Below are 10,357 nucleotides of genomic sequence, written 5' to 3' on the forward strand. Positions count from 1 at the left end.
CTAAGGCGGCAAAAAAACGCCATCGCGGAATGCCCCTTGCTAAAGGTCTATTGATTGAATTGGATGGACCTTAACCGGAGGCTTTGCGCATGAAACCTTATATCGTCGTTCACATGATGTCCTCGCTCGACGGCCGCAGTCTCACCGACGGCTGGCATCTCGACTTCGCGTCGGACCTGTACGAAGACACCGCGGCCACTTTTAAGGCCGACGGCTGGATCTGCGGCCGCGTGACCATGCAGGAGATTTCGCACGGCGACGATTATCCGAAGGGTCTCGCGAAAGGCACCGTGCCGCGTACGGACCATATCGTCGAGCGCAACGCCGCTCAGTATGCAATCTCCATCGACCCGCAAGGACGTGTGGCCTGGAAGAGCAACACGGCGTTGAAATCGCACGTGGTCGAAGTGCTCACCAGTCAGGTGAGCGACGACTATCTCGCGTACTTGCAATCGATCGGTGTGTCGTACGTATTCGGCGGAGAACATGAGATCGATCTCGGCAAAGTGGTGCAGACGCTCGCGCACGAATTGGGCGTGAAGACATTGATCGTGGAGGGCGGCTCGCATGTGAGCGGTGCGTTCGTGAACGCGGGACTCGTGGACGAAGTGAGTGTGCTGATCGTGCCGCTGGTGGATGGCCGTAGCGAGCATCCGTCTTCATTCGAAGTGGCCATGGATAAATGGCAAGCGCCCGCGTATCTGAAACTGACATCGGTCGAAAAAACACAACACGATGCAGTCTGGTTGCGTTACACGAAGTTGGTGAAGGTATAAAAAGGCGGCAGAAAGAAGCGCGGCCCGGAGAGCGCTGTTCCGCTCTCCGGGCCGCGCTTCGCAACGCGTTCCAGGCCGCTTAACTTTTCGCCTGTTGCGTGGACAACCAGCCGCCGCTCACCCCGATCTGCGCGATCTGTTTAGCAACCGCGTCGCCGAGGCGTTTCGCATCCGCCGAGACGCCGGTCTTTTTCGTTTCCGATACCGCGTGCAAGCCGCCGCCCACCGCCGCCGTCGTCGCGATACTACCGGCCGCCGCACCCACGCCGCCGGTTGCCACCATGCCGGGCGCCTTACCGCTGTCGCCCGAAGCGCTGAAGCTTTGCACGAGGCGCGCCTCGCCGCCCGCCGGTTTATACAGAATCTGCACCGAACTGCTCACCTGGCTCTTGCCCGCGCCGAGGCCGATCAGAATGCGGCGACGGCGATTGCCCGAGTCGATCGTGTCGAAGCTGCCTTGCACGAGCAGCACGTTCTGATCGGCGGGCGCCGGAATGTCCGAGCGAATCGCACGCAAGCCCATCGATTGCAATTGATGGACGATTTCGTCCGCCACCTGTTCACGCACGGCGAGCGCATCGGCCGCCTGTTTTTCCGCCGCCGACGAACCGTCCATCTGCGTCTTCAGTTTTTGCAGCATGCCGCCGTCGAGTTTCACCTGATCGGAATCGGTGGCGAACGTGTAGACATAAATATTGTCCGGGCGCACTTGCGGCTGCGCGGTGGCCGCGCTCGCGTTGTCGATGTGACCGCCGGCGCAACCGCTCAGCAGCGCGCTGCCGCAGACCAGCGCGATGCAGGCCAAACGGGCGGTTTGGTTCTTGAGGAAATTCAGTGAAAGCAACATGGTCGTCCTGTCGTCGGCACGCGGGTGCCGTTATGTTCGGGCGTCTCGTTCGGCGATCGGGCAACCGTAGGATCGTTGATCACCGGCGAGACGCACTCGCACGTTAAACACCTTGATCTCATGCGTTCGTTTCTTACGCACCGGCAGCGAAACGAAGTATGGGCGAGGTGCTGTTGCAACTCCATTCGACAATTATTTCGCGCCATGTCATGGCGCGAAACGTAGGGAGTTCCGCGTGATTCGGACGTCAGTTCAACGCGAGCCTGACGATGCAGCAAAGAACGAAGACGAGTAGGGCGGCGGCAACGGCCATGTTGAGCGGGTAGCGCATTCTTCACCAGGCTCTAGCGTTTTGGAGCCTCCATCGTAATCACCTGACGGAAGATGAAAAGTGGGCAGTGAAGCGGCAATGTGGGGCAGCTAACGCATCCGGTCGAACAGCTTCGCGTTGTGCGTTGGCGGTAACGCTTCCAGTGCGCGGTCATGGAAAAGTCGTTGCATTGTCATCTTTCCGGACCGGCCGGCGGCTTGCTCGCGGCGGCAAGATCTTCCGACAGGCTGGTGCGTAAGGTAGCAATGGCCTGATCGGGATTGGCGGGCTTCAACTGCTCGCGCGCCAGTGAGTCGTAGACGTAGTGACGCAGCATCGGATCTTGCGTTTTGCTCAGCACGCGACGCGCCGTTCCGTCGGGTTACTGAAGCCGCGCTGTAACTTACCGTACCTTGCCTTCGGCACCATAAAAATCACCAACGCCTTGAAGCATCCGCCACGTAATCCAGGGCTCTGCCTGCTGGCGCAAGTTGGCCGGATGGCGCATGATTGACCCGATGTGCCGTCCGACCCCAGAAGCGCATGGCTTCGCGGGACGCGCGGCGCACGCCGCGCCGCGGGTGCATGCGTCATGGCACACAATACGGCGACGCACCGCCGGCGCGTACTCAACCGTTAAGGAGGATTTCGCATGGACCGACCTGACGCCGCCAATCCGTTTGGCGATTTCACCAAAATGCTGGAGCAGTTCAAGCTCCCCGGCTTCGACGTACCCGCCATCATGGAAGCGCGACGCAAGGACATGGAAGCGCTCGTTCAGGCAAATCAGACGGCCTTCCAGGGCATGCAGTCGCTCGCGCAGAAACAGGCGGATATGTTGCGCACCACGCTGGGCGAAATGCAGTCGCTGACGGGGCAGTTGTCGAGCGGCGGCGCCGCGCCTTCGTCGAAGGCCGCCGAACTGATCCAGCAAAGCCTGCACAAGTCGCTCGCCGACATGCAGCAACTCGCGCAAGCCGCGTATCAGACGCAAGCCGAGTCGTATGCGGTGATCGCAAAACGCGTCGAGGAAAATGTGCAGGAACTGAAGTCGCTTCTTCAGCAGCAGAAGAAATAGCCAGCGCCGGGATCGCGAATCCCGGCCGACGCCGCAAATGACCTGTGTGTCATTTGCGGCTTTTTTTTGCCTCGGCAACGGCGCGTTGCGTGGGCTTCATCTCGTCACACGAAAGCATGCGGGGCAGTGCTTATCGTCAGAGGAAAACGCGATGTCGAGGCAGTTTATTCAGCACACGCTTACATCGACTGAGTAATGCAACGCGCATGGATGTTTTTTTACTACGTCCCCGTTATTTCATGCGCGTGTTCGCTTTAAACGGGCTCCGACGCGAAAATTTACGCGTAAGCACCGTCCGTTGGTGATCCTCTTCCTTACGATCAAACAGGCCTAAACGGAGGCGCGTCGCGTGGCGGTTTAAATTGCTGCGCAAACGATTGCAACGTCATGCCCGGCTCGCTAAAGTTTCGCGCTGCCACTCCGTTGACGCATTCACGCAAACCAACCGGTGTGAATGCAGAACCGGCACCGCCGATCAGGAGTGCGCCCCTGGATTCCCGTTCCTGACCGACCCGGCCAAGGTCGTCATGAGCGTTTCACCTCGAAGGACATTCTCTTGAAACCGATGCTCTCTACCCGCATTGCTCGCGCAATGCTCGGGGCAAGCTGCGCGCTGTCGTTCGCCGCACACGCCACGCTAGGCCAGAACGTCAGCACGATCGACAACGATCAGGCGCGTCTGCACGCCGTCGCTCACACGGCGACTACGCAAAGTGCGTATTCGGTACACCTGATCACGATGCCGTCGGGCACCCAGGTGCGCGAATACGTGGCGTCGAGCGGTGTCGTGTTCGGCGTCGCGTGGCAAGGCCCCACGTTGCCGGATCTGAAGTCGATGCTCGGCGCCTCGTTCGACACCTACGTCGCCGCGACCGCGACGCGTCGCGGCACGCCGCTGGCGGTGTCCAACAGCGATCTGGTGGTCTACTCCGGCGGCCATCTGCGCGCGTTCGCCGGCCATGCGTATTTGCCGCAAGCGGTGCCCGCGGGCGTCGATGTCGGCGTCATTCAATAACGGAGCGAATCATGCGTTATTTGTCTTCGTTCTCTTCCGCGTTTTCCTCTTCCCGTTCCTCGACGGCGATCACCCTGTTGGGCGCGGCGTTGCTCGCGCTGCTCGTCACCGCGTGCGGTGGCGGCGGTGGCGGCGGTTCCAGCGCCTCGGCCAGTTCGAGCAGTTCGACCACGGCGTTGTCGGCGCCTTCGTCGCCAGCGTTGGCCGCGAACGCGGTGCGCGTGACGGTCGACTCCGGCGTGAGCAGCGTGCCGAACATGCCGTTCGTCAGCCTCACGATCTGCACGCCCGGCACCACCCAATGCCAGACCCTCGATCACGTGCTGGTCGACACCGGTTCGTGGGGCGTGCGTATCTTCGCGTCGCAATTGCCCGCTTCGGTGCCGCTGCCGCAGCAGCAGAACGCCTCGGGTAACCCGGTCGCCGAATGCATGCAGTTCTTCGACGGCTACACGTGGGGCTCGGTGCGGCTCGCCGATCTGCAGATCGCCGGCGAGAAAGCTTCGTCGCTGCCGATCCAGGTGATCGATCCGAACTACGCGTCTTTGCCGGCCGCTTGCGCGAGCTTCGGCTCATCGCGCAACACGCCGGCCACGCTGCAGGCCAACGGGATTCTCGGCATCGGCGTGTTCAAGCACGACTGCGGCGCGAACTGCGTGCAGCAAGCGGTGGATGGTACGTACTACGCATGCAGCGGTGCATCGTGCACGTCGATTCCGCTCGCCGAGCAGTATCAGGTAGCCAACCCGATTCCCTACTTCGCGACCGACAACAACGGTTCGATGCTGAGCCTGCCAACGGTTTCCGGCGGCGCGGCTTCAGTGACGGGGCAACTGGTGTTCGGCATCGGCACGCAGACCAACAATACGTTGGGCGGCGCGCAGGTGATCGGCGTCAGTCCGTCGAACGGCACGTTCACGACGGTGCAGGGCAGTAACACGTATTCGCAAAGTATTCTGGACAGCGGCTCGACCGGCCTGTTCTTCGCGAGCAGCGCGATGCCGGTGTGCGCGAGTCCGAACAGTTCGTATTACTGTCCGGCGTCGACGGAGCAACTGAGCGCGATGATAGAAGGCGTGAACGGCGTGACGAGCGCGGTGAACTTCAGCGTCGGCAATGCGACGACGATCGCGCAGACCTATAGCGGCAGTTCGGCGCTGCCGTTGCTGGCGGGTCCGGCGTTCGTCACGTCGACGATTTTCGATTGGGGGCTGCCGTTCTTCTACGGCCGCAATGTGTACGCGGCGGTCGAGCAACAGGCGACGCCCGGCGGCACGGGGCCTTACGTCGCGTATTGAGTTGTCAGGACTTGGCGGGTTGGGTCGTCGGTGCGGGAGCGGCGGCGGCACCCGCTGGTTGTGACAGCGGCAAGGGCGGTGGCGCTGCGGGTGCTGCCGCAGGCGCGGGAGCACCCGCCACCGCTGCCGCTTCCCTCGGCCGCGACTTATCGCCCGCCTCCGCGATCACGCGATGCACGAAGCGCAGCTTATCCACTACCGGCGCCGCGAGCGTGAACGGATAACCGTCCGCCATTCCCAGACTGCGGTTCAGGCTGTTCAACGCGTAAGTGAGCGGAAACCAGCGCTTCATCAGATTCTCGAAGCTCGCGTCCTCCACCGGCGTGCGGTCGGTCAGCGTCGGCTCGCTCGGATCGTCGGGCAGCAGCGCGACGCCGTATGACGTCGACGTGTCCAGCACGTCGACGATCAGCATGTAATGCGCCCACGTTTCCGCCCAGTCTTCCCACGGATGCATCGTCGCGTAGGCGCTGATATGCGACGCCTGCCAGTCGGCCGGCGCGCCGTCGCGATAGTAGGTCGTGAGCGCTTCGCCATAGTCGACGCTCTCGTCGCCGAACAGCTTGCGAAAGGGTTCGAGCCAGCGCGGGTTGTCCTGCACCAACTGGCTGAAATAGTAATGACCGGTTTCATGGCGGAAGTGCCCGAGCAGGGTCCGGTACGGCTCGCCCATCGCGGTGCGGACTTTCTCGCGATACGCGTCGTCCGCTTCGGCGATGTTTAGCGTGATCAGCCCGTTGTCGTGACCGGTCATGACCTGTTCGCCATCGCCGCCATCTTCGAGGAATTCGAACGCGAGGCCGTGCTCCGGGTCCATCTGCCGCGACTTCACATCCAGACCGAGTGCCGCCAGCGTGTAAAGCAGGCGACGCTTGGCCATTTCCAGCCGATACCAGTAGAGCCGGTTGTCCGGCGCGCTCAGGTTCGGAATGGTCCGCGTCAACTGGCAGGCGCGGCACAGCGTGTCGGGCGAGTCGGCGGGAATCATCCAGTTGCAGACGTTTTCGACCGCGTAGTTGTGGCACTGGCGGAACAGTGCGTCGGGCAGATCGGGATGCAGACTGCGCCAGCGTCCCTCGCCGGCGTCTTCGAAGGCGCTGATTTCCGCGACCTCGGGCACGTAGCCGAGCAACGACTCGCACCTTTCGCAACGCACGTTTTCATAAAAGACGAGATGCGAACAGTGATTGCAGTGGAACGTTTTCATCGATGGAGCCTGAAGAGTGGAGAGCGGATCGCAACGGATCGCGAGCGACGACTCGTCGCAATCTTTATGCCGCAATTGCCAGACGTCACCGGTTTAACGCACATTACGTGCATGATCGTGCATCGAGGCTGCGCCGCTTTGGTGCGCGGCCCGGCGCAAGGCGGTAGAAAGGCGCGCTAGTCGAGCGACCGGACGCTCGATGGACGCGGCACACTTCGCAGCGGGCGGTATTCCGGGGCTAATCGGCTGTTCACGCGGATTTTCGCGCTTGTTTGATAAACGGCATGAAGCTTGCTTTTTGGCGGGCTGCCATCCTTCGTCCAGGAGTCCGGTGTGTCCATACGCGTCGCGTTGCATCATGTCACACATTACCGCTACGACAGGCTGGTCGCGCTGTCGCCCCAGGTCGTGCGTCTCAGGCCTGCGCCGCATTGCCGTACCCCGATCCTCGCCTATTCCATGCGGATCGAGCCGGCCGAACACTTCATCAACTGGCAACAGGACGCGTTCGCCAACTATCAGGCGCGCCTCGTCTTTCCGGAGAAGACCCGCGAGTTCAAGGTGACCGTGGATCTGATCGCCGAAATGGCGGTCTACAACCCGTTCGATTTCTTCCTCGAACCGTCGGCCGAGCAATTTCCGTTCGACTATGAGCCCGGCCTCGCGCTGGAGCTTGCCCCCTATCGCGTCAAACGGCCGATGACGCCGCGCTTCGCCGAGTTCGTCGCGAGTATCGACCGCACGCCGGCCGGCACCGCCGACTTCCTCGTCGCGCTGAATCAACGGCTGCAACACGAGATCCGCTACCTGATCCGGATGGAACCCGGCGTGCAGACGCCCGAAGAAACGCTCACGAGCGCCGCAGGTTCGTGTCGAGATTCGGGCTGGCTGCTGGTCGAGACGTTGCGGCAACTGGGGCTGGCGGCGCGCTTCGTGTCCGGCTATCTGCTGCAACTGGCGCCCGACGTCAAATCGATCGACGGCCCGAGCGGCGCCGAGGTCGACTTCACCGACCTGCACGCGTGGTGCGAGGTGTACTTGCCGGGCGCGGGCTGGATCGGCCTCGACCCGACCTCCGGGCTGCTGGCCGGTGAAGGGCATATTCCGGTCGCCTGCACGCCGGAACCGGGCAGCGCCGCGCCGATCTCGGGCGCGGTCGACGAGTCCGAGGTCGAGTTCGAGCACACCATGTCGATCGAGCGGGTGCTGGAAACGCCGCGTGTCACGAAGCCGTACAGCGAAGCGCAGTGGGCCGACGTGCTGACGATGGGCGCCGAAGTGGACCGCCAATTGGAAGACATGGACGTGCGTTTGACCATGGGCGGCGAGCCGACCTTCGTGTCGGTGCGCGATCGCGACGCCGCCGAATGGAACACCGACGCGCTCGGCCCGACCAAACGCGGCTACGCCGTCGCGCTGATGGAAAAACTGCGCGCGCGTTACGGCGCGAACGGCTTCCTGCATATCGGCCAGGGCAAGTGGTATCCGGGCGAACAACTGCCGCGCTGGGCCATGTCGCTCTACTGGCGCGCCGACGGCGAGCCGTGCTGGCAGGATCCGTCGCTGTTCGGCGACGAACGCGAGCCCGGCAACTACACCGCCGCCGACGCGCAACGCTTCCTCGCGCATCTCGCGACCAAACTGGACCTCGACACGGATTGCATCCAGCCAGGTTTCGAAGACGTCTGGTACTACCTGTGGCGCGAACGCCGTTTGCCGGTCAACGTCGATCCGCTCGATGCGCGCCTCGACGACGAACTGGAGCGCGTGCGCCTGCGCCGCGTGTTCGACGCGGGGTTGGGCGGCGCGACCGGTTTCGTGTTGCCGCTCGGCCGCGAACGCGACGTGCCGCACGAAGCGCCGAAGTGGGTCAGCGGCCGCTGGTTCTTCCGCGACGAACGCATGTTCCTGATTCCCGGCGATTCGCCGATGGGCTACCGCCTGCCGCTCGACGCCCTGCCGTGGGTGTCGAAGACCGACTACCCGTACCAGCACGCGCACGATCCGTTCGCGCCGCCCGTGCCGTTACGCTCGGCCGCGCAGTTGCGGATGCAATACGACGGCGAGCAGCGCACGCTGAGTGCCACGGAGGCTCGGCGGGCGGCGGCCTTGTCGTCGTCGGCCGCGGATTTGCTGAGCGGCATGGCGGGCAGCGGCGTGCTGGCGTTCGCGCCGCAGACCGGTGGCGAGCAGCCGCCGGCGCGCGGGATGTCGTCGAAGGAAACCTTGCGCACGGCGATCTGCGTCGAGGCGCGCGATCCGAAACGGGCCGCCGGTCCCAAAGCCGAGACCGATGCGTTCGGCAGCGGCCGCACCTTGCTGCATGTGTTCATGCCGCCGCTCACCGAGCTCGACGATTATCTCGACCTGCTGGCCGCGATCGAAGCGACCGCCGCCGAGCTGCAAATGAAGGTCGTGCTCGAAGGCTATCCGCCGCCGCGCGACGCGCGTCTGAAGATCCTGCAGGTCACGCCGGACCCGGGCGTGATCGAGGTGAACATTCATCCGGCGTCGAACTGGGATCAACTGGTCGATCACACCGAGTATCTGTATCAGTCCGCGGCCGAGAGTTATCTCAGCAGCGAGAAGTTCATGACCGACGGCCGCCATACCGGCACCGGCGGCGGCAATCACTTCGTGCTCGGCGGCGCGACGCCCGCCGACAGTCCGTTCCTGCGGCGCCCCGATCTGCTCGCGAGTCTGATTGCGTACTGGCACAACCATCCGTCGCTGTCGTATCTGTTTTCCGGGCTGTTCATCGGACCGACCAGCCAGGCGCCGCGGATCGACGAAGCCCGCAACGATCAGGTCTATGAGCTCGAAGTGGCGTTCCGCGAATTGCAGCGGCAGATCGACCTGCTCGGCGGCCGCGAAAGCGCCAGTTTGCCGGCGTGGATGATCGACCGTTCGCTGCGCAATATCCTGATCGACGTAACAGGCAACACGCACCGCGCCGAGTTCTGCATCGACAAGCTGTATTCGCCGGATGGTCCGACCGGCCGCCTCGGCCTGCTCGAATTGCGCGGTTTCGAAATGCCGCCGCACGCGCGCATGAGTCTCGTGCAGCAGTTGCTGCTGCGCGCGCTGGTGGCGCGCTTCTGGCGCACGCCTTACACGCAGCGGCTCACGCGCTGGGGCACCGAACTGCACGACCGGTTCCTGCTCGGCACCTTCGCGAAGATGGATTTCGACGACGTGATCGGCGAACTGAACCAGGCGGGCTTCGCGTTCGACAGCAACTGGTTCGCGCCGCACTTCGAATTCCGTTTTCCGCTGGTCGGCGCGACCACGGTGAACGGCGTGTCGCTGACACTGCGCAACGCGCTCGAACCGTGGCACGTCATGGGCGAAGAGGGTTCGCCGGGCGGCACCGTGCGCTATGTGGATTCGTCGGTGGAGCGGCTCGAAGTGCGCGCGCTGGGGCTGAACGACAACCGTCATGTGCTGACCGTGAACGGTGTGCCGGTGCCGTTGCAGCCGACCGGCCGCGTCAGCGAGTACGTGGCCGGCGTGCGCTTTCGCGCGTGGTCGCAACCGTCGGCGTTGCATCCCACCATCGGCGTGGATGCGCCGCTCACTTTCGATCTGGTCGACACATGGACCGGCCGTTCGGTGGGCGGTTGCCAGTATCATGTCGCTCATCCGGGCGGACGCAATTACGAGACGTTCCCGGTCAATGCTTACGAGGCGGAAAGCCGGCGGCGCGCGCGTTATTTGGCGTCGGGCCATACGCCGGGGCCGCTCACGGTCGACATGCCGCAGCGCAGCCTGGAGTTTCCGTTCACGCTGGACCTGCGCTACTGGTAACCACGCAGCACACTCTTAA

The 10,357-nt window shown here is 63.4% G+C and carries 7 protein-coding genes and 1 pseudogene; 5 read left to right on the plus strand and 3 right to left on the minus strand.

Annotation, left to right across the window (positions count from 1 at the left end; translation table 11 throughout):
- The first annotated feature begins 89 nt into the window (after positions 1-89).
- Entirely contained in the window at positions 90-776 is a 687-nt protein-coding gene (locus B0G83_RS02455; RefSeq protein ID WP_105505823.1) for a dihydrofolate reductase family protein, read from the plus strand.
- A 79-nt stretch (positions 777-855) separates the two neighbouring features.
- On the opposite strand, the gene B0G83_RS02460 is transcribed toward B0G83_RS02455, so the two are convergent.
- Both B0G83_RS02460 and B0G83_RS38465 read right to left on the minus strand, forming a co-directional pair.
- Positions 856-1,623 (minus strand): DUF4410 domain-containing protein, encoded by a 768-nt coding sequence (locus B0G83_RS02460; protein WP_105505824.1) that lies wholly within the window; start codon positions 1,621-1,623, stop codon positions 856-858.
- A gap of 503 nt (positions 1,624-2,126) precedes the next feature.
- Positions 2,127-2,294, minus strand: a pseudogene (locus B0G83_RS38465) (hypothetical protein); the annotation flags it as partial.
- Positions 2,295-2,585: 291 nt separating this feature from the next.
- Between B0G83_RS38465 and B0G83_RS02465 the strand changes: the two are divergent.
- From B0G83_RS02465 to B0G83_RS02475, 3 genes are all read left to right on the plus strand, one after another.
- The gene (locus B0G83_RS02465) at positions 2,586-3,011 is read left to right on the plus strand and encodes a phasin family protein (protein WP_105505825.1); all 426 of its coding nucleotides are present in this window, start codon (positions 2,586-2,588) and stop codon (positions 3,009-3,011) included.
- A 565-nt stretch (positions 3,012-3,576) separates the two neighbouring features.
- Positions 3,577-4,026, plus strand: a complete 450-nt coding sequence (locus tag B0G83_RS02470; protein WP_105505826.1) for a DUF2844 domain-containing protein — start codon at positions 3,577-3,579, stop codon at positions 4,024-4,026.
- An 11-nt stretch (positions 4,027-4,037) separates the two neighbouring features.
- Entirely contained in the window at positions 4,038-5,324 is a 1,287-nt protein-coding gene (locus tag B0G83_RS02475; RefSeq protein WP_105505827.1) for a DUF3443 domain-containing protein, read from the plus strand.
- Positions 5,325-5,328: 4 nt separating this feature from the next.
- On the opposite strand, the gene B0G83_RS02480 is transcribed toward B0G83_RS02475, so the two are convergent.
- The gene (locus B0G83_RS02480) at positions 5,329-6,531 is read right to left on the minus strand and encodes a putative zinc-binding metallopeptidase (protein ID WP_105505828.1); all 1,203 of its coding nucleotides are present in this window, start codon (positions 6,529-6,531) and stop codon (positions 5,329-5,331) included.
- A gap of 333 nt (positions 6,532-6,864) precedes the next feature.
- On the opposite strand from B0G83_RS02480, the gene B0G83_RS02485 reads away from it, so the two are divergent.
- Positions 6,865-10,338: a DUF2126 domain-containing protein gene (locus B0G83_RS02485; RefSeq protein WP_105506553.1), complete on the plus strand. Its 3,474-nt coding sequence runs from the start codon at positions 6,865-6,867 to the stop codon at positions 10,336-10,338.
- The last annotated feature ends 19 nt before the right edge of the window (positions 10,339-10,357 follow it).

The organism is Paraburkholderia sp. BL21I4N1, assembly GCF_002973525.1.
Lineage (GTDB): Bacteria > Pseudomonadota > Gammaproteobacteria > Burkholderiales > Burkholderiaceae > Paraburkholderia.

Excerpts from the sequence above, each read along its gene's own strand:
- B0G83_RS02455 (WP_105505823.1), top strand. The coding sequence starts at position 90 with ATGAAACCTTATATCGTCGTTCACATGATGTCCTCGCTCGACGGCCGC.
- B0G83_RS02460 (WP_105505824.1), bottom strand. The coding sequence starts at position 1,623 with ATGTTGCTTTCACTGAATTTCCTCAAGAACCAAACCGCCCGTTTGGCC.
- B0G83_RS02470 (WP_105505826.1), top strand. The coding sequence starts at position 3,577 with ATGCTCTCTACCCGCATTGCTCGCGCAATGCTCGGGGCAAGCTGCGCG.
- B0G83_RS02475 (WP_105505827.1), top strand. The coding sequence starts at position 4,038 with ATGCGTTATTTGTCTTCGTTCTCTTCCGCGTTTTCCTCTTCCCGTTCC.
- B0G83_RS02465 (WP_105505825.1), top strand. The coding sequence starts at position 2,586 with ATGGACCGACCTGACGCCGCCAATCCGTTTGGCGATTTCACCAAAATG.
- B0G83_RS02480 (WP_105505828.1), bottom strand. The coding sequence starts at position 6,531 with ATGAAAACGTTCCACTGCAATCACTGTTCGCATCTCGTCTTTTATGAA.